General features: G+C 51.9%; 25 protein-coding genes. 19 read left to right on the top strand and 6 right to left on the bottom strand.

The genetic code is table 11. The features are described from left to right. Nucleotides 1-111 precede the first annotated feature (111 nt). Both BUC22_RS22680 and BUC22_RS12180 read right to left on the bottom strand, forming a co-directional pair. The gene (locus BUC22_RS22680) at nt 112-1,044 is read right to left on the bottom strand and encodes a hypothetical protein (RefSeq protein ID WP_143163940.1); all 933 of its coding nucleotides are present in this window, start codon (nt 1,042-1,044) and stop codon (nt 112-114) included. Continuing rightward, entirely contained in the window at nt 990-2,690 is a 1,701-nt protein-coding gene (locus BUC22_RS12180; RefSeq protein ID WP_242946562.1) for a recombinase family protein, read from the bottom strand. Before BUC22_RS12180 ends, BUC22_RS22680 begins: the two co-directional genes overlap by 55 nt. A gap of 324 nt (nt 2,691-3,014) precedes the next feature. Between BUC22_RS12180 and BUC22_RS12175 the strand changes: the two genes are divergently transcribed. The 19 genes from BUC22_RS12175 (at nt 3,015) to BUC22_RS12090 (ending at nt 22,876) form a co-directional block, all read left to right on the top strand. Next, entirely contained in the window at nt 3,015-3,998 is a 984-nt protein-coding gene (locus tag BUC22_RS12175) for a DUF6017 domain-containing protein (protein ID WP_002569163.1), read from the top strand. Between the two features lie 23 nt (nt 3,999-4,021). After that, complete coding sequence (locus BUC22_RS12170; protein WP_002569164.1) at nt 4,022-4,243, top strand: DUF5348 domain-containing protein; 222 nt, start codon at nt 4,022-4,024, stop codon at nt 4,241-4,243. A 41-nt stretch (nt 4,244-4,284) separates the two neighbouring features. Then, complete coding sequence (locus BUC22_RS12165) at nt 4,285-4,761, top strand: PcfB family protein (protein WP_002569165.1); 477 nt, start codon at nt 4,285-4,287, stop codon at nt 4,759-4,761. Next, complete coding sequence (locus BUC22_RS12160) at nt 4,758-6,566, top strand: VirD4-like conjugal transfer protein, CD1115 family (protein WP_002569166.1); 1,809 nt, start codon at nt 4,758-4,760, stop codon at nt 6,564-6,566. The genes BUC22_RS12165 and BUC22_RS12160 overlap by 4 nt, the downstream gene beginning before the upstream one ends. Then, the gene (locus tag BUC22_RS22115) at nt 6,553-6,723 is read left to right on the top strand and encodes a hypothetical protein (protein ID WP_002569167.1); all 171 of its coding nucleotides are present in this window, start codon (nt 6,553-6,555) and stop codon (nt 6,721-6,723) included. The genes BUC22_RS12160 and BUC22_RS22115 overlap by 14 nt, the downstream gene beginning before the upstream one ends. 417 nt (nt 6,724-7,140) lie before the next feature. Continuing rightward, a complete protein-coding gene (locus BUC22_RS12155; protein WP_002569168.1) occupies nt 7,141-7,356 on the top strand; it encodes a Maff2 family mobile element protein in 216 nt (71 codons plus the stop codon). A gap of 19 nt (nt 7,357-7,375) precedes the next feature. Beyond that, on the top strand, nt 7,376-8,245 hold the full coding sequence (locus BUC22_RS12150) for a VirB6/TrbL-like conjugal transfer protein, CD1112 family (RefSeq protein WP_002595174.1): 870 nt from the start codon (nt 7,376-7,378) through the stop codon (nt 8,243-8,245). 177 nt (nt 8,246-8,422) lie between these two features. Continuing rightward, on the top strand, nt 8,423-8,824 hold the full coding sequence (locus BUC22_RS12145) for a PrgI family protein (protein ID WP_002569171.1): 402 nt from the start codon (nt 8,423-8,425) through the stop codon (nt 8,822-8,824). After that, nucleotides 8,775-11,213, top strand: coding sequence for a VirB4-like conjugal transfer ATPase, CD1110 family (locus BUC22_RS12140; protein WP_002569172.1), 2,439 nt, complete (start codon nt 8,775-8,777; stop codon nt 11,211-11,213). Before BUC22_RS12145 ends, BUC22_RS12140 begins: the two co-directional genes overlap by 50 nt. Then, nucleotides 11,210-12,169 (top strand): DNA-methyltransferase, encoded by a 960-nt coding sequence (locus tag BUC22_RS12135; RefSeq protein ID WP_002569173.1) that lies wholly within the window; start codon nt 11,210-11,212, stop codon nt 12,167-12,169. The genes BUC22_RS12140 and BUC22_RS12135 overlap by 4 nt, the downstream gene beginning before the upstream one ends. Nucleotides 12,170-12,204: 35 nt before the next feature. After that, the gene (locus tag BUC22_RS12130; RefSeq protein WP_002569174.1) at nt 12,205-14,274 is read left to right on the top strand and encodes a C40 family peptidase; all 2,070 of its coding nucleotides are present in this window, start codon (nt 12,205-12,207) and stop codon (nt 14,272-14,274) included. A 34-nt stretch (nt 14,275-14,308) separates the two neighbouring features. Further along, nucleotides 14,309-14,587 carry a DUF4315 family protein gene (locus BUC22_RS12125; protein ID WP_002569175.1) on the top strand — a complete coding sequence of 93 codons (279 nt, stop codon included), beginning with the start codon at nt 14,309-14,311 and terminating at the stop codon, nt 14,585-14,587. Next, a complete protein-coding gene (locus BUC22_RS12120) occupies nt 14,580-15,281 on the top strand; it encodes a DUF4366 domain-containing protein (RefSeq protein ID WP_002569176.1) in 702 nt (233 codons plus the stop codon). The genes BUC22_RS12125 and BUC22_RS12120 overlap by 8 nt, the downstream gene beginning before the upstream one ends. Beyond that, nucleotides 15,278-15,466: a hypothetical protein gene (locus BUC22_RS12115; protein ID WP_002569177.1), complete on the top strand. Its 189-nt coding sequence runs from the start codon at nt 15,278-15,280 to the stop codon at nt 15,464-15,466. Before BUC22_RS12120 ends, BUC22_RS12115 begins: the two co-directional genes overlap by 4 nt. A gap of 15 nt (nt 15,467-15,481) precedes the next feature. Continuing rightward, entirely contained in the window at nt 15,482-17,572 is a 2,091-nt protein-coding gene (locus BUC22_RS12110) for a DNA topoisomerase 3 (protein WP_002569178.1), read from the top strand. A gap of 212 nt (nt 17,573-17,784) precedes the next feature. After that, nucleotides 17,785-21,348 (top strand): YodL domain-containing protein, encoded by a 3,564-nt coding sequence (locus BUC22_RS12105; protein ID WP_002569179.1) that lies wholly within the window; start codon nt 17,785-17,787, stop codon nt 21,346-21,348. Between the two features lie 3 nt (nt 21,349-21,351). Then, on the top strand, nt 21,352-22,305 hold the full coding sequence (locus BUC22_RS12100; RefSeq protein WP_002569180.1) for a hypothetical protein: 954 nt from the start codon (nt 21,352-21,354) through the stop codon (nt 22,303-22,305). A gap of 2 nt (nt 22,306-22,307) precedes the next feature. After that, the gene (locus BUC22_RS12095; protein ID WP_002569181.1) at nt 22,308-22,514 is read left to right on the top strand and encodes a transposon-transfer assisting family protein; all 207 of its coding nucleotides are present in this window, start codon (nt 22,308-22,310) and stop codon (nt 22,512-22,514) included. Further along, entirely contained in the window at nt 22,511-22,876 is a 366-nt protein-coding gene (locus BUC22_RS12090; protein ID WP_002569182.1) for a cysteine-rich VLP domain-containing protein, read from the top strand. Before BUC22_RS12095 ends, BUC22_RS12090 begins: the two co-directional genes overlap by 4 nt. 177 nt (nt 22,877-23,053) lie before the next feature. Here BUC22_RS12090 and BUC22_RS12085 read toward each other — a convergent pair whose 3' ends face one another. From BUC22_RS12085 to BUC22_RS12070, 4 genes are all read right to left on the bottom strand, one after another. After that, on the bottom strand, nt 23,054-23,305 hold the full coding sequence (locus tag BUC22_RS12085; protein ID WP_002569183.1) for a helix-turn-helix domain-containing protein: 252 nt from the start codon (nt 23,303-23,305) through the stop codon (nt 23,054-23,056). 63 nt (nt 23,306-23,368) lie between these two features. Continuing rightward, nucleotides 23,369-24,715 carry a relaxase/mobilization nuclease domain-containing protein gene (locus tag BUC22_RS12080; protein WP_002569184.1) on the bottom strand — a complete coding sequence of 449 codons (1,347 nt, stop codon included), beginning with the start codon at nt 24,713-24,715 and terminating at the stop codon, nt 23,369-23,371. After that, nucleotides 24,676-25,005, bottom strand: a complete 330-nt coding sequence (locus BUC22_RS12075) for a plasmid mobilization protein (RefSeq protein ID WP_002569185.1) — start codon at nt 25,003-25,005, stop codon at nt 24,676-24,678. Before BUC22_RS12075 ends, BUC22_RS12080 begins: the two co-directional genes overlap by 40 nt. A 267-nt stretch (nt 25,006-25,272) precedes the next feature. Next, nucleotides 25,273-25,626, bottom strand: coding sequence for a helix-turn-helix transcriptional regulator (locus BUC22_RS12070; protein ID WP_002569186.1), 354 nt, complete (start codon nt 25,624-25,626; stop codon nt 25,273-25,275). Between the last annotated feature and the right edge of the window lie 320 nt (nt 25,627-25,946).

Here is a 25,946-nt window from a genome sequence, read left to right as displayed (position 1 = left end):
TTGTTCGTTTTATCCGTATCGTTGTGCCTATATATCTGATTTACACGATTATTTCTATACTCATCTTTTTCTGTACTAAAATTTTACCATTTTAATCAAGACTTTACAACGTTAACGCTCTTCTTCACTATCTTCAATACTGGAAAATCTTATGTCTTCTATCTCTTTATTATTTACCTCATTATCAAAGAGTTCAATCATTACTTCCTTTAACCGCTCATTTTTTTCCTCAAGTTCCTCCTCATAACCAAAAGGTGTATCCAGTAACTGACTGGCATCCTCAATTTGCTTTTCAAGGCTAACCATTGCGTCATTAATTTCCTTTTTTTGATCAACAAAAAAATCATCAACTTTGTCCAGGGCTGTAATTGCAGCAGCTGCGCTTCGGCCAAAGTCGTATTTATAAAATGATCCATGTTTTGTTCGGATCGTCATTTCCCGTTTTTCGGCCTCAAAATCGTACTTCACATAAATATCCAGACCACAATACTCCGCAATCTTCTTTTCCAGCTGCCCCACGCCTAAAAGCTCATAATGCGCTTTTTGAAAGGCTTTTCCGGCTTCCTCAGGATTAAAGTAATCATGGCCATTCACATTCAGTTTAAATTTGCTGCCCATTGACACTTTCTGTTCCAGAAAAAGGCCGTGGTCACGCTCGATATTTTTCTGTCGTGCGGTTAAAGCTGCCTGGCGTTTAGGATAAACCTTTGCCAGATTATGCTCCATTTCATACTTTTGATTCCGGTATGCTGCTTTCATTGTGTTCAGTTCGGTCAGCCGGATCTCCAGCTCCATTTTTTCTTTTACTAAAGGGTTGCTGGTAGCCAGGGCTTTTATTTCTGCATAATTCAATGTCTGGAGATCAACATCTTCAATGCTCCGGGCCGGTGAACGGCTCGTCATGATCTGGCTGATGAATTGTTGTTTCTGCTCAATGACCTGCCAGCTGTACGCGTCAAAGGTGCCCTCCGTGATATAGCGGTATACGTTCACTTCCTCATATTGATTTCCCTGTCGGACAATGCGCCCTTCCTGCTGTTCCAAATCAGTCGGTCATTTTTTGCGGACAGTTCAATACATGCCTGTCTGTTTCGCTCCCTGCTCCTGCGTTTGCTCTCGTTTGATTTCTCCCTCTGTATCTTCTTGGCACAAGCAGGACAATACTTCGATATGCCAGAGCGGGGAACATATTCAACACCGCACACCGTACAATTCTTAGGCTTTAACGCAGTCCACCGCTTTGTCGGTGTGATATGTAATTCACCGACAAAGCCGATGAATTTATAATAAATCTTGATTTCCTGCCGCACCATTCCGTCTGTAAGTTTCTCACGTTCCGAAACAAGTATCTTGTCTATAAGTGCGTTTATGATGGTTGCGTCCAGTTCCTTAATGCCTTGATAGTTGCGGATTAGGGAGAGGAAATCACGGACACCCTGCGTCTTCTCATAGCTGTCGCTGAGCGTTTCCGTTACCTCTTTCAGCCTTGCTTCAATTTCAAGCTGTTCTTTCTGGTATTTTCCCGACATCATCTCAAAATTCCGCTCGGTAATACGCTCCATCACCTTATCTTCATAGAGTGAGGAAAACAGCCTGTCCAGTTCTGCAAGGCGTTTGTTCAGTTTTCTTTGCTCCTTTTCCAGTGCCTTTGCCTTGCTCTGGTCTGTTTCCGTGAGCCGCTTTTCAATCGCCCTCACTGCCTTTTCATCATTGACTGCCATATCCGCAAATCGGTTGATGTCGGTGAGGACAGCGTTGAACAAGTCCCTCGCTTCAATGCTGTGTGCGGTACACATGATATTACCGTATCTGCCATAATTATTGCAGGAATATTGTACGCAGTCGATGATGTCGGGGCGTTTCCTCCTGTTGGCACTCATAGCCCGCATCGCATAGCCGCAGTCCGCACACTTAATAACGCCTGCAAAGATGTTCTCAAAGCCGCCCTTGTTTTCTGGTAATCTGCGGCTTGTAATAAGCTGCTGTACGGTATCAAATTCCTCCTGCGTGACTATCCCCTCATGGGTGTCTGGTATCACTTCCCATTCTTCGGGCAGCTTAGAGGGGCGTTTCTTGCTTTTCATGTTGGCGGCAATCCGCTTGTAGCCTGCAAGGTTTCCCGCATATATCGGGCTTCTTAAAATGCCCCTTACGCTGTTCTCGCTCCAAATATAACGGTTCTCCTCATTCTCCTCAAAATACCTCTCATAGCCTGTTGCCCCCTGCTCCGCCGCATAAGCGGCGGGGCGTAAGATATGCTGTTTGTTGATGTGCTTGCGGATTTTGGCGATTCCGTTGCCCGCTAACGCAAGGTCAAATATTTCCCTTACCACATGGGCAACTTTGTCATCTATCAGCAGATGGTTGTGGTCGGCGGGGTCTTTGACGTAACCGTATGGTGCTGTCGTCCCCATGAATTTCCCCTGCTGAAACCTCGCTCGGTACGCCGATTTTATCTTGACCGACACATCGGCGGAATACATTTCGTTTAGGATGTTGCGGAAAGGCGTGATGTCCATAGCGGATTTATTGAGCGTGTCCACGCCGTCATTGACCGCTATATACCTCACATTATGCTCTGGGAAAAACACTTCCAGATACAGTCCGCAATCAAGATAGTTCCTCCCCAGACGAGATAAATCTTTCGTGATAACGCAGTTTATCAGACCGCTTTCAATGTCCTTAATCATGTTCTGGAAACTTGGTCTTTGGAAAGCTGACGTTAGATAACGATACTTTTGAAAACACTGGAAAATCAAGGTTTTTCGAGCGACGGACAAGCAGGGTATTGTACTAAAAACTGAATACGACGCAGAAGCGGCGTTTCTTACTCTCTACATGGGAGAACAGGAACGCCGCTTTTTTATGCCCTTTGTTACGCAGTAGGGGCAGAAAAAGCCTTGCTACAAGCGATTTTGCGGGCGCGTATCTGGCGCGGCAAGGGATTTATACCTTATCCCCCGAAACCGCGCTTCTACTGCGTAACAAATCCACAGCAAAAGGAGTGATTTACTATGGCAGTTTTCAGAGTGGAACGGAACAAGGGCTACACCGTAATGAGCAACCACCACCTACGCAACAAGGAGCTTTCCTTAAAGGCAAAAGGGCTGTTGTCGCAAATGCTGTCACTCCCCGAAGATTGGGACTACACCTTGAAAGGCTTATCCCTTATCAACCGGGAGAAGATAGACGCTATCCGCGAAGCCATTAAGGAGCTTGAACGCGCCGGGTATATCGTTCGGTCAAGGGAGCGCGACGAGAAAGGACGCTTGCGGGGCGCGGACTATGTGATATTCGAGCAGCCGCAGCCGCCTACGCCGGATTTACCTACATTGGAAAATCCAACATTGGATAATCCAACGCAGGAAAAACCAACATTGGAAAAACCTACGTTGGAAAATCCAACGCAATTAAATAAAGATATACAAAGAACTGACTTACCAAAAAAAGAAAAATCAAATACAGATTTATCAAGTACCCATTCCATTCCTATCCTTTCCCCTAACCCCTCTCCTTGCAGAGAAGCGGCTACGCCGCCGGAACGGAAAGGAACGGAAGCGGCAGCACAGAGCGCAGTTGATATATACCGGGAAATCATCAAGGACAATATCGACTACCACATTCTCAAACAGGACATGAAGTTTGACGGGGACAGGCTGGACGAGATTGTAGACCTCATGCTTGAAACCGTATGCACCGCCAGAAAGCGGGTACGGATTGCGGGGGACGACTACCCGGCAGAGCTTGTGAAATCTAAGTTTATGAAACTGGACGGCGAGCATATCCGCTTTGTGCTTGACTGTATGCGGGAGAACACAACGAAAATCCGCAACATCAAGCAATATCTGAAAGCAGCCCTTTTCAACGCCCCGTCCACTATCGGCAATTATTACACTTCCCTTGTCGCCCATGACATGGCAAGCGGCGCACTGTCACCGAAGAAGCCGCAGTACGGCGACCCGGACTATTATTCATTCAAACCGGGCGAAAGCCTGTAAAACAACAAAAGGAGGATTTTATTATGGCACAGAAAATGACAGGAGCATTGGTATTTGACGAGCGCACCGACCGTTACGACATTCGCTTTGACTTAAACAGCTACTACGGGGGCTTGCATTGCGGTGAGTGCTTTGACGTATTCGTGCGGGGCAAGTGGAAGCCGACCCGGATTGAGTACGGCGACAACTGGTATCTTGTGGGTATCAGAGCCGAGGACTTGAACGGGCTGCGGGTGCGTATCTGACCGCCGCCCCATAAAGAAACGCGAAAGGAGGACGCGAGGAATTGCAGGACGAAGTAAACGAAAAGACCATAGCCCTTTACATCAAGACCGGGAAGCTGACCGCCCAGACGCTCCAAAAGGCAATGAAAGCCATACTGTCAAAGGGCAAAAAGCAGCTTGCAAAACCGCCACAGGGAAAGCAGAGCTTAAAGCAGCTTATGAAGCAGAACGCGGGCGTTTCCAACATTGAGATTACCGAGGGCAATATCAAAGCCTTTGAGAGTACGGCGAAAAAGTACGGTATCGACTTTGCGCTGAAAAAGGACGCAACGGAAAGCCCGCCCCGCTATCTGGTTTTTTTCAAGGGGCGGGACGCGGACGTGCTGACCGCAGCCTTTAAGGAGTTTTCCGCAAAGAAGCTGACACAGGAGAAAAAGCCCTCTATCCGAAAGCTGCTCTCTACGCTCAAAGAAGCCGCACAGGGCAAGAACGCGGAACGGGCAAAGGTCAAGAACAAGGACAGGGAGGTATCGCTATGAAGCCGGAAATCAAGAAGCTGCTTATCCTAAATCTCCCGTATCTGCTCTTTGTCTGGCTCTTTGATAAAGTGGGCGCGGCTGTCCGTCTATCCCCCGGCGCGGACGCAAGCGCAAAGCTGCTACATCTTGGGGACGGTTTTACCACCGCCTTTTCCAGTATCGCGCCGAGCTTCCACCCGGCAGACTTACTTATCGGCATTGCGGGGGCGGTCATTGTCCGGCTGATTATCTACACCAAAGGCAAGAACGCGAAGAAATACCGCCGCGGGACAGAATACGGTTCGGCGCGTTGGGGCGGGGCTGACGACATAAAGCCGTACACAGACCCGGTATTTGAGAACAATATCCCCTTAACGCAGACGGAACGGCTCACCATGAACAGCCGCCCGAAGCAGCCGAAATACGCAAGAAACAAAAATATTCTTGTAATCGGCGGTTCCGGCAGCGGCAAGACCCGGTTCTTTGTGAAACCGTCGCTCATGCAATGTACGTCAAAGGATTTTCCAACGTCGTATATCGTCACTGACCCGAAAGGAACACTGATTTTGGAAACCGGGAAAATGTTGCAGCGGTACAAATACCGTATCAAAGTGCTAAATACGATTAACTTCAAAAAATCCATGAAATACAATCCCTTTGCCTATCTGCGGAGCGAAAAGGACATTTTGAAATTAGTCAATACCATTATCGCCAACACCAAAGGCGACGGGGAAAAATCCGGCGAGGATTTCTGGGTGAAAGCGGAAAAGCTCTACTACACCGCACTAATCGGCTATATCTGGTATGAAGCCCCAGAGGACGAGAAGAACTTCACGACGCTGCTTGAAATGATAAATGCGTCGGAAGCCCGCGAGGACGACGAGGATTTCCAGAACCCGGTTGACCTCATGTTTGAACGTCTGGAAGAAAAAGACCCGGAACATTTTGCAGTCAAGCAGTACAAAAAATACAAACTGGCGGCGGGCAAGACCGCAAAAAGCATACTTATCTCATGCGGCGCGAGGTTAGCCCCATTCGACATTAAGGAGCTGCGGGAGCTTATGGAAACCGACGAAATGGAGCTTGACACCATAGGTGACAGAAAGACCGCCCTTTTCGTGATTATCAGCGACACCGACGACACCTTTAACTTTGTCGTGAGTATTCTCTACACACAGCTATTCAACCTCTTGTGCGACAAAGCAGATGATGAATACGGCGGGCGGCTTCCCGTCCATGTACGGTGCTTACTTGATGAATTTGCGAATATCGGGCAAATCCCCAAATTTGAGAAACTAATCGCAACCATACGGAGCCGGGAAATCTCCGCGTCAATCATCTTGCAGAGCCAGTCACAGCTAAAGGCAATCTACAAGGACAACGCCGATACCATAGTCGGCAACTGCGACACCACGCTTTTCTTGGGCGGCAAGGAAAAAACCACGCTCAAAGAAATATCGGAGATTTTAGGCAAGGAAACGATAGACAGCTTCAACACTTCCGAAACAAGGGGGCGGGAGCTTTCGCATGGGCTGAACTATCAGAAATTGGGAAAGCAGCTTATGACGGAAGATGAAATCGCAGTCATGGACGGAGGGAAATGTATCTTGCAGCTACGCGGGGTGCGCCCGTTCTTTTCGGACAAATTCGACATAACGAAACACCCGAAATACAAGTACCTATCCGACGCAGACCCGAAGAACGCCTTTGACATGGAAAAGCACCTTAAACGCCGCCCCGCCATTGTCAAGCCCGACGAGGTTTTTGACTATTACGAGATTGACGCAGCAGACTTACAGGAGGACGCAGACCATGAGGAAACGTAGCGCAGAGGAAAAACAAAAGCAGCTTGAACGGTTTTTAATGAATGTTGCGGAAGCCGCCGACGCTGCATTATGGGAGTATTGGCGGGAAAAGGAAGCGGAACACCGCCGTTTTGCAACGGAGTATGTCACGCGCCGGGGGCTTATCCCTCAACAGTGACAGCATGGCAGACCGCCGGGGAGGGGGGGACAGGGGAAGCTACACTTCCCCTACGCTGCCTTGCGGCAGCTACCCCTTTGTGAACTTGCGGGAAGCGAACACCTTGCTATGCAAGCTATTCACTTCCCGCAAGTCTGAATAATACCCGTCCGGCAGCACAGCGGGACACCGAAAGGAGGAATCGAAGCAATCACATATATCAATATCGGCTACATGATACGCGCCCCTACTTTCCGGCGCAGCACACAGCGGCAGGAGCCGCACCCCCCTACAACTGAATACCGCCGCGCCGCAGAACTTACGCAGCGCGGGGACAGCCGCCTTTACCAGAGGGCGGTTTTTTTATGCGGCGGCATACGCTGACCGCCTTTTGTCCGCTTGCCGGACAGCCGCAGACGCGGCAGAAAGGATTTATTTATGGCATTTTTCAATAGCGCAGTAGACGTTTTGCAGACCCTTGTTGTAGCACTTGGAGCCGGGCTTGGTATCTGGGGCGTTATCAATCTCATGGAGGGCTACGGCAACGACAATCCGGGCGCGAAGAGCCAGGGCATGAAGCAGCTTATGGCGGGCGGCGGCGTTGCCCTTATCGGCATGACCCTTGTACCGCTGCTTTCCGGCTTGTTCGGTTAAGAAGCGCGGGTAAAGGCTTATGCAGAGCATACTTGACGCGATTAACGAATGGATAAAGGAAATCCTCATAGGAGCCATAAACGGTAATCTGTCAACTATGTTCGGGGACGTAAACGAGAAAGTCGGCACTATCGCCGCAGAGGTAGGGCAGACCCCGCAAGGGTGGAACGCAAATATATTCTCCATGATACAGACCCTTAGTGAGAATGTAATCGTACCCATTGCGGGGCTTGTCATTACCTACGTCCTATGCTATGAGCTTATCAGCATGGTAACGGAAAAGAACAATATGCACGACGTTGACACTTCCATGTTCTTCAAGTGGGTGTTCAAGGCGTTTGTGGCAGTCTACCTTGTGACGCACACCTTTGACATCACTATGGCGGTGTTCGATATGGCGCAGCACGTTGTTTCCGGCGCGGCGGGGGTAATCGGCGGCAGCACAGAGATTGATGTTGCCGCCGCCCTTGCTTCCATGCAGGACGGGCTTGACGCTATGGAAATCCCCGAACTGCTCTTACTTGTCATGGAAACAAGCCTTGTGAGCTTGTGCATGAAAATCATGTCCGTACTGATAACCGTTATCCTCTACGGGCGCATGATAGAGATTTACCTTTACTGTTCGGTATCGCCTATCCCGTTTGCAACAATGACGAACCGGGAATGGGGGCAGATAGGAAACAACTACCTCAAATCCCTGTTCGCTATCGGTTTTCAAGGCTTCCTCATTATGATATGCGTCGGCATTTACGCGGTTCTGGTAAACAACATGATAATAGCGGACAATCTGCACAGCGCGATATTCTCCCTTGCAGCCTATACCGTTATCCTCTGTTTCTCCCTGTTCAAATCCGGCGCACTGGCGAAGTCGATATTCTCCGCGCATTAGCGGCGTGTCAAGGGCAGGGTGGAGATTTTCAGAGCGAAGCGGCGAAAATACGACCCGACCTTGACGCGGATAACCCCCATATAATACGGGCGGGCAAAGGGCATAGATTGACCTTTGCCTTGATTACCCTTATGGGAAGTTACAGCAACACCAAACCCAGAGAAAGGAGGTTTTCACTTGGCGTATGTACCCGTACCCAAAGACTTATCCAAAGTCAAGACAAAAGTAGCGTTCAACCTTACCAAACGGCAGATTGTATGTTTTGCGGCGGCTCTCCTGTTCGGCTTGCCGCTTTTCTTTCTGCTCAAAGACAGCACAGGCACAAGCCTTGCGTCTATGGCTATGATTGCCGTCATGCTGCCCTGTTTCCTCTTTGCCATGTATGAGAAGCATGGACAGCCCCTTGAAGTGGTGGTGAAGAACATCATTCAGACGAAATTCATAGCCCCCAAAGAACGACCATACAGGACAGACAACTTTTATTCCGTCTTAGAACGGCAGAGAAAACTTGAAAAGGAGGTATCAGCGATTGCAAAAGGAAACACGAAGAAACAGCGCGGCGGGAAGCGCAAAGCCTAACCCGCCCCGCAAGCTCACCCGCGCCGAGAAAAAGCAGATTGCGGAAATCATCAGACAGGCAAAGGGCGACGGGAAAGCGCACACCGCGCAGCAGACAATCCCTTATATCCAGATGTACCCGGACGGTATCTGCAAGGTTACGGGACGGAAATACTCAAAGACCGTCGCCTTTGAAGATATTAACTATCAGCTTGCACAGGCAGACGACAAGACCGCCATTTTTGAGAACTGGTGCGACTTCCTCAACTACTTTGACGCTTCCGTTTCGGTGCAGCTCTCTTTCATCAATCAGGGGACGCAGCGCGGCGAAGCGGAAAAGGCGGTCAATATCCCGGCACAGGAGGACGCTTTCAATTCTATCCGCACAGAATACCGGGATATGCTGAAAAACCAGCTTGCAAAGGGCAACAACGGGCTTGTCAAAGCAAAATATATCACCTTTGCCATTGAAGCCGACAGTCTGGGCGCGGCGAAATCCCGCCTTGCCCGTATCGAAACGGACGTACTCAACAACTTTAAGCTCTTGGGCGTGTCTGCCCGCCCCATGACAGGCTATGAACGCCTTAAAATGCTGCATGGCATTTTCCACCCGGAGGGCGGGCAGTTTGCCTTTGATTTTTCATGGCTTGCCCCGTCCGGGCTTTCCACAAAGGACTTTATCGCCCCGTCCTCTTTCCGTTTTGGCGAGGGGCGGTATTTCCGCATGGGGCGCAAAATCGGCGCGGTTTCATTCCTTGAAATCCTTGCGCCGGAATTAAACGACCGTATCTTATCTGACATTCTGGACTTGGAAACGGGCGTTATCGTCAATCTGCATATCCACAGTATCGACCAGACCGAAGCCATAAAGACAATCAAGCGGAAAATCACCGACCTTGACAAAATGAAAATCGAAGAACAGAAAAAAGCGGTACGCAGCGGCTACGACATGGATATAATCCCGTCCGACCTTGCCACTTTCGGCAGCGAAGCGAAGAACCTCTTACAGGACTTGCAGAGCCGGAATGAAAGAATGTTCCTCTTGACGTTCCTTGTGGTGAACATGGCAGACACAAAAAGGAAACTGGAAAATGACGTATTCGCGGCGGCGGGCATTGCACAGAAGAACAACTGCGCCTTAACCCGCCTTGACTACCAACAGGAAGCGGGGCTTATGTCCTCTGTACCGCTTGGGGAGAACCTTATCCCCATTCAAAGAGGGCTTACCACGTCAAGCACCGCTATCTTTATCCCCTTTATCACGCAGGAGCTTTTTCAGACGGGCGCGGCTTTGTATTACGGCTTAAACGCCCTGTCTAACAACATGATACTCTGCGACCGCAAGCAGCTAAAGAACCCCAACGGCTTAATCTTGGGTACGCCGGGAAGCGGGAAATCCTTTGCCGCCAAACGGGAAATGACAAACGCTTTCCTCATTACCGACGACGACATAATTATCTGCGACCCGGAAGCAGAGTATTTTTCCCTTGTGCAGCGGCTTGACGGGCAAGTGATACGGTTATCGCCTACGGGCAAGGGCATTGACGGGAAGCCCCAGTATGTGAACCCTATGGATATTAACCTCAATTACAGCGAGGACGACAGCCCCCTTGCGCTGAAATCCGACTTTATCCTCTCCCTCTGCGAGCTTGTCATAGGCGGCAAGGAGGGCTTGCAGCCCGTCGATAAGACCGTCATTGACCGCGCTGTTAGGAACGTGTACCGCCCTTTCCTTGCAGACCCCGACCCGGAGAAAATGCCTATCTTGGGCGACCTCTACAACGAGCTTTTGAAGCAGCCGGAGCCGGAAGCGGCGCGTATCGCGGCGGCGTTGGAGCTTTATGTTTCCGGGAGCCTTAACGTCTTTAACCACAGGACGAATGTAGAGCTTTCAAACCGCCTTGTCTGCTTTGACATCAAGCAGCTTGGGAAGCAGCTCAAAAAATTAGGTATGCTCATTGTGCAGGACCAGGTATGGAACCGCGTCACCGTCAACCGGGCAGAAAGGAAATCCACCCGGTATTTTATGGACGAATTTCATCTTCTCTTGAAAGAGGAACAGACCGCCGCCTATTCCGTTGAAATCTGGAAGCGTTTCAGAAAATGGGGCGGCATACCCACAGCAATCACGCAGAACGTCAAAGATTTGCTTGCTTCCCGCGAAGTGGAGAATATCTTTGAAAACTCTGATTTTGTCCTCATGCTCAATCAGGCGGCGGGCGACCGGGCTATCCTTGCAAAGCAGCTCAACATCTCCCCGCAGCAGATGAAGTATGTCACCCACACCGAAGCGGGCGAGGGGCTTATCTTCTACGGGAACGTGGTGCTGCCCTTTGTAGACCGCTTCCCGAAAGACACCGAGCTTTACCGGGTAATGACGACGAAGCCGGAGGAAGTGGGCGAAGCATGAACGGGCTGAAAACTGACACAATCATCAACCGGGACGCGCTCTATGCCTTGCGGGAGCTTCCAGAGGAAAGCGTACACTGTTGCGTCACAAGCCCGCCCTACTATGCGCTTAGGGATTACGGGCTTGATATGCAGATTGGGCGGGAGGACACGCCGGAGCAGTACATTGACAGGCTGACCGAGGTTTTCCGCGAGCTGCGCCGGGTACTGCGTTCTGACGGTACGCTCTGGCTGAATATCGCGGACACCTACTGCGGCACAGGAAATAAAGGCTACCATGCAGACCCGAAGAACCCGAAAGGCAGAAACGGACAGCAGATTGCAAGAAACAACCGCGTTTCCGGCTGCAAACAAAAGGACTTAATCGGTATCCCTTGGCTTTTAGCCTTTGCCCTACGCGCTGACGGGTGGTATTTACGGAGCGACATTATCTGGCAGAAAGAAAACCCCATGCCGGAGAGCGTGAAAGACCGCCCTACCCGCTGCTATGAACATATCTTTCTGCTTACGAAGTCAAAGAAGTATTTTTATGACGCAGCCGCCATAGCCGAGCCGTTAGCCCCCACAACGGCGGCGCGGTACCGCACCGGGCGCAGCGCGGGACAGAAATATGCGGACGAAGTACCCGGACAGGGGAACGTACAGGGGCTTAACCGGGCGCGAAGCGGCAGCTACTACGACGAAGCCCTCATGCCGACCATGCGGAACAGGCGGGACGTGTGGCTTATCAATACCGTTCCCTACAAGGGCGGGCATTTCGCCGCGTTCCCGCCAAAACTTGCCGAAACCTGTATCAAGGCGGGCTGTCCGAAAGGCGGCGTTGTGCTTGACCCCTTTTTCGGCAGCGGCACGACGGGGGCAGCCGCAAAGCAGCTTGACAGGCATTATATAGGCATTGAGATAAACGCCGAGTATTGCGCCCTTGCAAGGGCGCGGATTGGAGGGACAGACACATAAAACAATATAAGGCGCGTGAAAAAGTCACGCAGAAAATGACCCGCGAGGGGGCTGTCGAGGTAAACGCCGCTACCGGGAAAAAGAAACGTATCAGCAAGCGGATAAGGGACGCGGACTTTGCAAAGACCGAAGCCCCACCGCAGCCGGAACAGGCAGCGCAGCCCCTACCGGGCGGCGCAACTTCCCCGCCCTTAACCGACACGCCGCCGCTTCCCCATGCGCCGGGGGCAGAACGGGAACAGGACACCGCAGCAGCCGAGCGCGTCTTGGAACGTATCGACGGGGCGCGTACCAGAAAGGCGAGCAAAAAGGCGGCGAGGAAAGCACAGGCAGAAGCCACAGCAAAAGAAAAATCTTCCCGCTTGCAGTTTACCGACGAGGAACGGGCAACGCCGGAGCTTGAAAGGTATATCCGAAAATCGGACAAAGCAGCCGACCGTCTGGACGCGGCAAAGGCGGCTATCCCCAAAGAAAAGAAACTTGTACGGGAGCGCACCTTTGATGAAGCCACCGGGAAAGGCAAGACCCGCCTACATTTTGAGGAACAGGAAAAGCCCATAGGAAAGAATAAGCCCCACAATAACCCGCTATCCCGCCCCGCACAGGAAGCGGGTATTTTCGTCCACAACAAGATACATTCCGTTGAAAAGGACAATTCCGGCGTTGAGGGGGCGCACAAATCCGAAGAACTGGCAGAGCGCGGCGCAAAGTACGGGGCGCGGAAAGTCAAGGAGGGCTACCACAGCCACAAGCTCAAACCCTACCGGGCGGCGGCAAAGGCAGAGAAAGCGGCGTTCAAGGCGAATGTGGATTTTCAGTACCATAAAGCCCTGCATGACAATCCGCAGATTGCGGGCAATCCCCTTTCCCGCTTCATGCAGAAGCAGCAAATCAAGCGGCAGTATGCAAAGTCGGCAAGGAAAGGCGGCGCAAAAACGGCGCAGAAAGCCGCAGAGAACACCCGCAAGGCGGCAAAAAAGACCGCCGAGGAAACAAAAAAGGCAATCGCTTTTGTAGGGCGGCACCCGGCGGGCGTATGTATCGCCGTTGCCGCGCTACTCTTATTCATCATGGTATCGGCGGGGCTTTCCTCTTGCGGTTCCATGTTCTCCGGCTTGATGAACGGCATACTTGGGACTTCCTACACGTCGGAGGACAGCGACCTTGTGGCGACGGAGAACAATTACGCCGCAAAGGAAAACGAGCTTCAGCAGCAGATTGACAATATCGAAAGCACCCACCCCGGCTATGACGAATACCGCTATGACCTTGACAGTATCGGGCATAACCCCCATGAGTTAGCGTCCTACCTCACCGCCCTTTTACAGACCTACACCCCGCAGAGCGCACAGGCAGAGCTAAATCGCGTCTTTGCCATGCAGTACACTTTGACGCTGACAGAAGAAACGGAAATCCGCTACCGCACAGAAACAAGCACAGACCCGGAAACAGGGGAAACGACCACCGAGGAAGTACCCTACGAGTACCATATCCTCAACGTGAAGCTGACGAACAAGCCCATTTCCGAGATTGCGGAGGAACTTCTAACGCCACAGCAGCTTGAAATGTACCGCGTCTATCTGGAAACAAGCGGAAACAAACCGCTGATTTTCGGCGGCGGCTCCCCCGATATGGGCGCGTCCGAGGATTTAAGCGGCGTACAGCTTGTAAACGGCACACGCCCCGGCAACACCGCCGTTGTAGACCTTGCGAAGCGGCAAGTCGGCAACGTGGGCGGGCGACCCTTTTGGAGCTGGTACGGATTTAACAGCCGCGTGGAATGGTGCGCCTGTTTCGTTTCATGGTGCTACAATCAAGCCGGAAAGAGCGAGCCGCGCTTTGCCGGGTGCCAGTCACAGGGCGTACCCTGGTTCCAGTCACGCGGGCAATGGGGCGCGAGGGGCTATGAGAATATCGCCCCCGGCGACGCTATCTTTTTCGACTGGGACGGGGACGGGAGCGCAGACCATGTGGGGCTTGTTATCGGAACGGACGGGGAGCGCGTCTATACCGTCGAGGGCAATTCCGGCGACGCCTGCAAGATAAAGAGCTACCCCGTCAATTACTCCTGTATCAAAGGCTATGGGCTGATGAACTGGAATTAACATATTTTTGAGCAAAGAAAGGAGAAATTTATTGATGGCTATGAACAAAATTGAACGTATCGACAAAGAGATTGCAAAGACCCGCGAGAAAATCACCGAGTACCAGAACAGATTAAGGGGGCTTGAAGCGCAGAAAACCGAAGCGGAAAACCTGCAAATCGTACAGCTTGTGCGCTCCATGCGCCTTTCCCCGCATGAGCTTTCCGCTATGCTTTCCGGCGGCGGTATTCCGGGCATGGAAGCCGCGCCGGGCTACCCCGCAGAACCCGCAGACCACGACACCGAAGAAATGGAGGACACCGAGAATGAATAAGAAAATCCTTAGAACCTTGACCGCACTCTGCGCCGCCCTCATGCTGACGGGCGGCTTTTCCGTCACCGCCTTTGCACAGACCCCGGAGGGACAGGACGCGACCGACGACAGCGGCGTTGTCTATGAGGAACCCGAAAAGGAAGAACCCCTTACCCCGGACGGGAACGCGACCCTTGTAGACGATTTCGGCGGCAACAAGCAGCTTATCACAGTGACGACCAAAAACGGCAATTACTTTTATATCCTTATCGACCGGGACGACGAGGGCGAGGACACCGTACATTTCCTTAATCAAGTGGACGAAGCCGACCTTATGGCACTCATGGAGGACGGAAGCACCGAAGCAGCCCCGCCCGCCGTTTGCAGTTGCACCGATAAATGCGAAGCCGGAAAGGTAAATGTGAGCTGCCCTGTCTGCAAGGACAACATGACCGCTTGCAGCGGCAAGGAAGCGGAGCCGGAAACCGAGAAACCAACAGAGCAGCCCAAAGAGAAAGGCAATACAGGCGGGCTTGTGCTTTTCCTTGTCGTGGCACTTCTTGGCGGCGGGGGCGCGTTCTATTATTTTAAGTTTATGAAGCCAAAGCAGAACGTCAAGGGCGACACCGACCTTGAAGATTTCGATTTTGACGATTACGACGAGGACGAGGGGGACGGGCTTTCTGATGAAGAACAGGAGGACGAGGAAGCATGACGCTTTTTACCGAAAACCCTTTAGAAAAAATGATGGTACAAAGACCCACCGGGCGGCGTGACAGTGCGCCGCCCGTTCCAAAATCCCCGGCGTGTATGCGTTGCCCTTATAAGGCGCAATCCCCCTGTATCGGCTATTGTCTGAAACAGGCACAGGAGAAGAAGCACACCGCGCCGGAACGCTGAAAGGAGGATTTTTTCATGGCATTTAGACTTGTGATTGCAGAAAAGCCGAGCGTGGCGCAGACTATCGCCGCCGCGCTTGGCATTAAGGGGAAACAGGACGGGTATATCGAGGGCGGCGGCTACCTCATTTCATGGTGCGTCGGGCATTTGGTACAGCTTGCGGAAGCTGCCGCCTACGGGGAGCAATATAAAAAATGGAGTTTTGACAGCTTACCCATTCTGCCGGAGGAATGGCAGTACGCCGTTGACCCGGACAAGGGGAAGCAATTCAAAACCATTAAAGAGCTTATGCACCGCGCCGACGTTTCCGAAGTGGTAAATGCGTGTGACGCGGGGCGCGAGGGTGAATTGATTTTCCGCTTTGTCTACGAAGTGGCGGGCTGCAAGAAGCCCATGCGCCGCTTGTGGATTTCTTCAATGGAGGACGGGGCGATTAAGGCGGGCTTTGCTTCCCTCAAAGACGGGCGGGACTATGGCGCGCTCTTTGCGTCCGCCCTCTGCCGCGCAAAGGCTGACTGGCTTATCGGCATTAACGCCACCCGGCTTTTCTCCTGCCTGTATGGAAAGACCTTGAACGTGGGGCGCGTCCAGACCCCGACCTTAAAAATGCTCACCGACCGGGACGCGGCTATCTCCCATTTCCAGAAAGAAAAATATTATCATGTTCGCCTTGATTTATCCGGCGCGGACGCGGCAAGCGAAAGGATTTCGGACAAGGCAGAAGCCGACGCGCTGAAAGGGGCTTGCGAAGCGGGAAAGGCGGTATGCGTTTCCCTTACCAGAGAGAAGAAAACCGCAGCCCCGCCAAAGCTCTTTGACCTTACCTCTTTGCAGCGGGAAACGAACCGCATTTTCGGTTACACCGCAAAGCAGACCCTTGACCTTGCACAATCCCTTTATGAAAAGCGGCTCCTTACTTATCCGAGGACGGACAGCAGCTTTCTTACTGACGACATGGGCGGCACCGCAGCGGACATTATCGCGCTGCTTTGCGAAAAGCTCCCCTTTATGGCGGGCGCGGACTTCACGCCGGAGATTGCAAAGGTATTAGACAGCAAGAAAGTATCAGACCACCACGCAATCATTCCCACTATGGAGCTTGCAAAGGCTGACCCGGACGCGCTGCCGGAAAGCGAGAAGAATATCCTTACCCTTGCGGGGGCGCGTCTGCTTTTTGCCACCGCCGAGCCGCATATTTATGAAGCGGTTACGGCGGTTTTCTCATGCGCCGGGACAGACTTCACCGCAAGGGGAAAGACCGTACTTGCGGAGGGTTGGAAAGAGCTTGAACGCAGATACCGGGCGACGCTGAAAGATAAGCCCGAAGCAGAGGACGGGGAAAATGAGGGCGTGACGCTGCCGGAGCTTTCCGAGGGACAGAACTTTCCTAACCCCGCCGCAAAAGTAACGGAGCATACCACAACGCCGCCGAAGCCCCACAGCGAAGCGTCGCTTCTCTCTGCTATGGAGCGAGCCGGGAACGGGGACACCGACCCGGACGCGGAACGCCGGGGGCTTGGCACTCCCGCCACCCGCGCCGCCGTCATTGAAAAACTGGTAAAGGGCGGCTTTGCAGAGCGCAAGGGGAAGCAGCTTATCCCCACGCAGAACGGAGCCGCCCTTATATCAGTCTTGCCGGATATGCTCACTTCCCCGCAGCTTACCGCAGAATGGGAAAACAATCTGACGCAGATAGCAAAGGGAGCCGCAGACCCCGGCGAATTTCTGTCCGGCATTGAAGCTATGGCGCGGGAGCTTGTGCAGACACACGCCGCAGCACTGGACGGGAAAAAGGATTTGTTCCGGGAGGAAAAGCCCTCTGTCGGCAAATGCCCCCGTTGCGGTTCCCCCGTCCATGAGGGGAAGAAAAACTATTATTGCAGCAACAAAGAATGTGCCTTTGTCATGTGGAAGAATGACCGCTTTTTCGAGGAACGCAAGACCGCTTTTTCCGCGAAGATTGCCGCCGCGCTCCTTAAATCCGGCAAAGTGAATGTGAAGAAGCTCTATTCCCCGAAAACAGGCAAGACCTATGACGGAACTATCGTTCTGGCTGACACTGGCGGGAAATACGTCAACTACCGTATCGAAGTACAGAAGAACTAAAAACTTGAATAGCAAGCATAGGAAGCGGGTACCCACTTCCGTAAATCCCTGTCCTGCCGCTGACGCGCCGGACGGGGATTTTGCTTGTTGGGAAGTTTCCCAAACCCTCTAAAAAAATGAAAAAATTGTTGGCATAACGCACAGCCCACCGTAGTACGGGGCGAACCCCAAAAGCGCGGCGGTGCGCCGCCATTTCAGAAAGGAGCGAATGAATGGAAAAGAAAAAAGGTTACTCCATGTTTGAGCGTGACAAGTTAGACCCGGCTGACAGTATGCGGATAGAGCGAAATATTTATTTTGAGGAACAGACCGCTGACCTTTCCGGGCTTACCGCCCTGCCCTTAGAACAGTTACAGGCATTGCGGGAAGAATACGCGGCGGCTGAACAGGCAGCTTTTGAAGCCTTGCAAGAACAGGCGGCGGCATGGGACGAACAGGCGGGAAAGACCCTTGCCATTGACAAAGCCATTGAGTATGTGAGGACACCCGAAGCTACGCATACCGCGAACCAGTGGGAAGCTACGGACTACGGGAAGCACATCAGCAACCGCGTCTACCAAATGCGCTACCACATATCCGAGAATACCCGGTATGACAGGGAAAAAGAGAAATCCATTCCCTATTCGTGGACGCTTTCATGGAGTATTTACACCAACAGCCCCCACAATTACGGACAGGCAAAAATCGCCGGACAGGAAAGGAAAGTCTTTGCAGACAAGGCAGCTATGGAAAAATATCTGAATGGGCGTATCAAAGCCTATCAGCATTTATTCACCGAGGTATCGCCGCCTATCCCGCCAGAGTATGCAGAGCATTTCAAAGTAAACGGGCAGCTTTTACCGGGCTATGCTATCGAGGGCGAGGAACGGGCGCAGCCTACCGCTGAAAAAGCAGCCCCCACCACAGCAGAGCCGCCACAGGACACCGAACAGAGAAAGGAGCGTGAAACCATAAACGAGCAGTTTTCAATTCTTATCGACAGCCGCAGCCGCTTTGAAACAGGCAAACCGGGCGGCGTGTGGCTTCCCATGCCGACCACAACAGAGCAGCTTCATGCGGCTATGGAAAGCGTCGGCATTACCGCAGACAATCCGCAGGATTTTTTCATCAACGGGTATTCTTCTACGGAGGACTGCCCCTTTGACTTGCCGCTTTCCGTTATCCAAAGCGCAAGCATGGACGAGCTGAATTATTTTGGAAAACTTCTGGAAATGCAGAGTGACGGGGACAAGGATAAATTTGCGGCGGCGGTTACACATGGCGAGTATGCCGGAAGCATGAAAGACCTTATCAACCTTGCACAAAACCTTGACTGTTACTGGCTCTATCCCACTGTCCGCAGCGAAGAAGATTACGGTTATTATCTTATCGACGAACTGGACGAGCTGGAGCTTCCCGAAGAAGCAAAGAAATATTTCAAGTATGAAGAATACGGGCGGGACGCAGTTAGCAAGGATAAGGGGCAGTTTACCGAACAGGGCTATATCTATAACAATCAGAACACCTTTACCGAATGGTATCGGGGAACGGAAAACGAGATACCCAAAGAATACCGCGTTATGAGCTTCCCACAGCCGGAACGCGGCGGACAGGACAAGACCTTTATGGACGCAGCCGCCACAGAGCAGACCGCCCGAACCGCCGCAGAGCAGCCACAGGAGCCGCACCCGGTTATCCCTATCGTGCTGACAGCCGGGAAGCCCGCCGAGAAATTAAAAGAGATTACCGACCGTCTGGAACAGGGCATTACGGAACTCTTTGACAGCGAGCGTTACAAGGAATATCTGAAAGTCATGTCAAAATTCCATAATTACAGCTTCCGAAACACCGTCCTTATCGCCATGCAGAAGCCGGACGCTTCCCTTTTGGCGGGCTTTTCCGCTTGGAAGAACAACTTTGAGCGAAATGTGATGAGAGGGCAAAAGGGAATTAAAATCATTGCCCCGTCGCCCTATAAAATCAAACAGGAAATGCAGAAAATCGACCCGCACACGCAGAAGCCCATAATCGGCAAGGACGGAAAGCCCGTCACCGAGGAAAAGGAAATCACCATACCCGCCTACAAGGTGGTATCCGTCTTTGACGTTTCCCAGACCGAGGGAAAGGAACTGCCGGACATTGCCGTTGACGAACTGACAGGCGACGTTGACCGCTATAAGGACTTTTTCGCAGCCCTTGAAAAGACTTCCCCCGTTCCTATCGCCTTTGAGAATATCGAGGGCGGCTCTCATGGCTACTACCACTTGGAGGACAAGCGCATTGCTATCAACGAGGGCATGAGCGAATTACAGACCTTAAAGACCGCCATTCACGAAATCGCCCATGCGAAGCTGCACGACATTGACCTCAACGCGCCAAAGGACGAGCAACCCCGCGTTGACCGCCGCACCCGCGAAGTCGAAGCGGAAAGCGTCGCCTATACCGTCTGCCAACATTACGGGCTTGACACGTCGGACTATTCTTTCGGCTATGTCGCCGGGTGGAGCAGCGGGCGGGAGCTGTCCGAGCTGAAAAGCTCCCTTGAAACGATACGCAGCGCAGCCGCCGAGATTATCAATTCCATAGACGCGAATTTTGCGGAGCTGCAAAAGGCACAGGACAAGGAGCAGACCGCCGGACAGGAGCAGCCCACCAGAGAGGGACAAGAAGCCGCGCCACAGCCGGAAGCCCCGAAAAAAGCAGATACAGCCGGGAAAGAAAAGCCGGAAGCAGCCCCGAAAGAAGCCTTTACCCCGGAAACGATTTACAGAGTGCGCCGGAACCCTTACAGCGACAGCCGGGAAAACAGCCACCTCTTGCAAGCCTATGTGACACAGGAGAACGGGCGGGCGAAAATGGGCGACGTGCTTTATACGGGAACGCCGGAGAAATGCCGCGAGCTTATGGGGCAGCTCAAAAGCGGCGAGCTGACCGAGGGCGACGTAAAGCAGCTTTACGCAAAGGCACAGGAAACGGCGCAGACCACCGGACAGGACAAGGACACCTTTTCCATTTACCAGATAAAGGGCGGGGACGAAACAAGGGACTTCCGCTTTGAGCCTTACGACCGCCTGCAGGCGGCGGGAAATGTGGTTGATAAAGCGAACTATGAGCTTGTCTATTCCGCGCCCCTTGCGCCGGAAACTTCCCTTGAAGATATTTATACCCGCTTCAATATCGACCACCCAAAAGATTTTAAGGGACACAGCCTTTCCGTTTCGGACGTGGTAGTGCTTCATCAGAACGGACAGGACACCGCGCATTACGTTGACAGCGTAGGCTTCCGGCAAGTGCCGGAGTTTTTACAGGAGCAGAAGCAGCTTACCCCGGACGAGCTGACAACGGGCGAAACAATCCAGACACCGAGGGGGACTTTCCATGTGACCGCCATGAGCCGGGAGCAGATAGAAGCCGCCGGATATGGCTTTCACCACCAGTCGGACGACGGAAAGTATCTGATTATGGGGAACGGGACGCGGGCGTTTGCTGTTGCCGCAGAGCAGCCGGAAAAGGCAAACCCCTTGAAGCATATCGAGGACACCGTAGAGCAGAACGACAACAACTTTGACGGTATCATCAACAACACCCCTACCGTTGACGAACTGGAAGCAAAGGTTAAGGCGGGAGAAACAATTTCCCTTGTTGACCTGGCTAACGCGGTCAAAGCCGACAAAGAGCGCGGCAAGGAAGCGAAGCCGGAAAAGAAGCCCTCTATCCGGGCGCAGCTTAGGGCTGACAAGGAAAAGGCGCAGAAGAAAAACGCAAAGCAGAAATTACAGGATTTGGAAAGGAGCTGACCCATGCCGAAACAGAGTAAATTTGAGAACGTGGATTTGTTCGCTTCCCTCAATGCGGTTATGAAGCAGAACACAGGCTTTTACCAGAGCGACTTGGAGATTGACAAGGAGATTATCGCAAAGGCGGCGGCAAGCCCCCGCAAGGAGGACAAGACCCTTTTGTGGTTCTGCCGCCCGTCCGGGACGCATTGCTTCCGGGAGCGCGACGTTTTCCTCAAAGACACCGCGCCCCACAACACATGGCGTTTCTACATGGAGCAGACGAGCGACCGCGTCCTTGCCTATGCAATCGAGCTAACGGGGACGGAGCGCGGGAAAATCAAGGGCAATCTGTACGAACTGGACTACGCTAAACATTATGAGCGCGTCAAGGAAAAGGAGCTGCCCGCCGATACGGTGAAGCTGATTTATGAGCATGGGGAACGGGAGATACCCGCCGGACAGTTTTTCAACGGCAATCCCGATTATGAGCTTGGAAAGTTTGAACGCTTTGAAGCCGTACCCAACGACCCGGACGCGCTGCAATCGCTCTTACAGGAAGAACGGCGCAGCCGGGAGCAGCTTCCGCCGGGGGATTTCAAGGCGCATATCGCCGCATTGCGGGACGGGCTGATTGAAACGGAAGCGCGGCGCATTGTACGGGAAATGAAGCGGCACGACACGCCGAACAGCCCCAACAAGACCCATTTCATGGTAGAGCTTTCCCCGGCGTTCATGCAGCTTGCAGCCACAAAGGACACTGACCGCCTTTTCTCCATGCTGCCCTACAAGACCCTTGCCTTTTCCAAAATCGAGGGCAGACATGGGACGTATGCGCTGATTGACAAGGGGGAGAACCGGGACAGGAAGATAAGGAAGCCCCGCCCCTCTATCCGGGCGCAGCTTAAAGCAGACAAGGCAAAGACCGCCCCGAAAAAGGCGGCGGCAAAAACAAAAAATCACGATATGGAGGTATGAGCATGATTAGACTGACTGTTGAAGAAACAAACCTTTTGAGCATTTACAACGAGGGCGGCAAGCGGGCTTTGATTGAGAATGTCAACGCCGCGCTGCCCTACATGGACGCGGATATGCGGGAGCTTGCAAAGCGCACCCTTTCCAAAGTGGACGCTTTGACCGAAGCGGAATTTGCAGAGCTTCCCATTTACGCCGCTGATGAAGTATGAACGGGGTTAAGCGGCTGACGCCGCCCCAGAGCCGGAAAGTCAACGCCCTTGTGCGCCGGACGTGCTGCAATTATGATAACGGGAACTGTATCTTACTGGACGACGGGGACGAGTGCGTTTGTCCGCAGCTCATTTCCTATTCGCTTCTCTGCAAGTGGTTCCGGGCTGCGGTGCTTCCCGCCGACAGGCTACTCTATGCGGAGCTTTACCAGACAGGGGACAAGAAGAAGTGTACCGAGTGCGGCGCGTTCTTTGCGTCAACCTCTAACAGTGTCAAATACTGCCCCGTCTGCCGGAAGCGTATCACCCGCAGACAAGCTGCCGAGCGCATGAGGAAAAGACGCACCCCTGTTACGCAGTAGGTGCGGAAAATCCCTTGATTTACAGGGCTTTCCGGGCGTGAAAATCGGATAGGCGATACTTTATACCTTTACCCCCGAAAATGGCGTTCTACTGCGTAACATTCACGAAAACAGCACCCATAAAAAGACAGGGCGCGGAAGTCATATACTGGCTTCCGCGCCCTGTTCTTTTTTTGCCTATCTGACATTTCCCTTTTCCATTTCTTCAAGCGGGAACTGCGGGAGGGCTTCTATCAGCTTCTTTGTGATAGACTGGCGCATATCTTCGTTGATTTCCTGTTTCGTGCTTCCGTCTGGCTGTCTGACCGCTACCGTCGATAGCCTGTCGATTTCGTCCTTGTAGCAATCCACGACTTTCTCCACCGCCCATTTCTCCCCGGCAACGGCGGCGCGTATGGTTTCATATTCCGGCATTTTCTGGTTTTCCATGCTCAACGCTCCTCTGCTTTTTGATAGCCCTATCATAGCACAGCGGCGGGGATTTTGCTATCCTTATCCGCGTTCTGTTTCCTTTTCCCGTTCCGGCTGTCTGTCTGCCTGTAAAATGCTGTCAATGTTCTGCTTGATAATATCATATTCCCGGACTTTCTTTTTCAATTTTCCATAGTCGGCGTAAAGGGCTTCTTTCTGCGCTTGGAGGGCTTCATACTCCGATTGCAGCGCGGCGAGGTTCGGGAGCTTCGCAATGCCCGCCGCTTTCAGTGACCTTACGGCGGCTTCATGGAGGATAATTGCCTGTTCCTGTCCGGCGCGGTACTTCTCCCTGTTCCTTGCCTTGCGGTATGCGTCATAGACAGGCTTTGTCTTTTGATAGGTGGAAACATTCTTGATAAGCACCGCCATTTCCGCAAGCCGCTTTTCGGCGTTCTTCAATGCGTCTGCCGCCTGTCCGCTTTCCGCTGCCATTTCCTCAATCCGGCTGACTAAATCCGCGTACTGCTCAATCTTATGTTCCGTCAAGAAATTCATTGTTTTAGCTGCCTGTTTCAGATTGTGGATTTTCGCCCACTGTTCATAGCCCTTACTCTGCGCTGCCTTGATACTGTTCTCAATGTCGATAAGCAGCGACACGCCGCGCTGCTCTCTGGGAGCTTTCGCCACCTTTGTCCGTCTGCCCGCTATCCGTTCCCTTACGGCTTCCTCTGTATAGTCTGCGCCGAGGGTTTTAAGGCGGGTGAAGCGTTCCTGTCCGGGGGCGCGGCATGATACATATTTCCCCGGCTTTATCTCATAGCCCGCCGCCTGTAACCGCGTTAGCAATTCCTCAAAACTGGAAACTTGGGGGATAAGCGCGTCAACAGTGGTTTTCAGCTTGCCTTTCCAACTTGTACCCGTCTTTTCTGCCTGGTACTCCGCATAGCTCTTTCCCTTGCTGCCCTTGCCGGGGACGACAACGGACAAGCCATTTTCCCGGCACAGCTTGTCGCTCATGTTCCGTATGCCGTAATAGCTCCTTTTGTTGGAATTGTATTTATGGTGGTCTACAAAGTTCACCGCGCAAAAAATGATATGGTTATGGACGTGTCCTTTGTCAATGTGCGTCGTGAGTACATACTCATGCTGCCCCTTTGTTACCGCGTCGGCAAGCTGCTTTCCGATTTCATGGGCTTTCTGATAATCGACTTCCCCCGGCTCAAAGGACTGTATCAGATGAAAGGCTAAATTGTTCCCCTTTTGGAGTGCTTGCGACAGGGTATATTCAAACTCAATATCTGCCGTTTCATAGGAGCAACCGAAAGAGGACACAAGCATTTTCCCGTCCGTCTTGTCCGGGTTTTCGATATAGTCAAGGGCTTTGCTTAGAGTGCTTTTAATAGGCTTAATCTTTGTAACCGCCATATCTCCGCAAGCACCCCCTTTATTTCCTCTATGTCCTCTTGGTATGCGTTCCCCGTCGCGTTTACGCGGCGTGCTATCTGGTTGACGTTGACACCGATTTTCTGTATCTCTGCGGTCATAGCCTTTATATCGGCGTGGTCTATCTGAATGATATACCCGTCAATGGCAATCTTCCGCAGATACGCCGCCATGTTCCGGGTGGGTACGAGCTTCATTTTTTCCAGTATTAAATCCCGTTCCGCTTCCGTCACTCTGAATTTGATTTGCACTGTCCTTTTGCGTCCGTCCATGTGTTCGCTCCTTTCCTTTCCGTTCCGAGGGTTTGGGACACTTCCCAACAAGCAATTTTCAACCGACGCGCCGCAGCGCGGGAGGGCGAAAATACGGAAGTGGTACCCGCTTCCTATGCTTGCTACGAATGTTTTTATCCTTTAGGCTCTTATCACCTACTACGGAGAAAAAGCGATTTTGCCAAACTTACGCAAAAGAAAAACGCTGCAACCTCAAAAAAGATTACAACGCTTTCTAAATCCTGTTCAGTTTTAAGTCGGACATTCCTATTCGCCCTCTTTTTCGACTTCGGAAATCTCCTTTGCCGTTGCGGTTACAATCCGTATGCCTGTATCGCTCATACCGTCAAGAAGCGCGTCAAGCTGCCGCCGCTGCGTGTTCTTCTCCGGCGGCGTTTCTAAAAGGAATTGGTCTACGGATATATGGTAACGCTGTATCAGCTCAAAGAATATCTGTAAACTTGGGTGCTGCCCCTTGTTCTCAATGTTCGCAAGGTAGCGCGGCGAGATAAACATTTCGTCGCCTACTTTCTTGCGGCTCTCCTTGCATCCCTCACGCGCTGCCTTTATCGCTGCCCCAAAAGCCTTAAAGTCGTATCGTGGTACTGGTCTTTTTGCCATAGTTATTCACCCTATTACATTTTACTGTTCCCCTTTCTTCTTGGATATGTCTACGTAGTTCTATCAGTTAGCCAAAATAATTCATATATATATATGTTGACAACAAGCTGCTTTTGTATATAATATTATATAAAAGGGGGGGAATGTTTATGTTACATAGCATGCGTATTCGATAAGCATTGAAATCAAAAAAGATTTTTCCCATTTTCAATATGGGCTTTTTTGTCATGCTTATTTTGCGTATGCTATACAACAAAACTAACGACGTATAGACATAGTATAAAAACTATGCCTTAATTTTGTTGTAGTATTATATGTAT

The organism is Eubacterium callanderi (assembly GCF_900142645.1).
Classification (GTDB): domain Bacteria; phylum Bacillota; class Clostridia; order Eubacteriales; family Eubacteriaceae; genus Eubacterium; species Eubacterium callanderi.
Note: the sequence above shows the minus strand (reverse complement) of the source record. Positions and strands in the feature narration are given on the sequence as shown.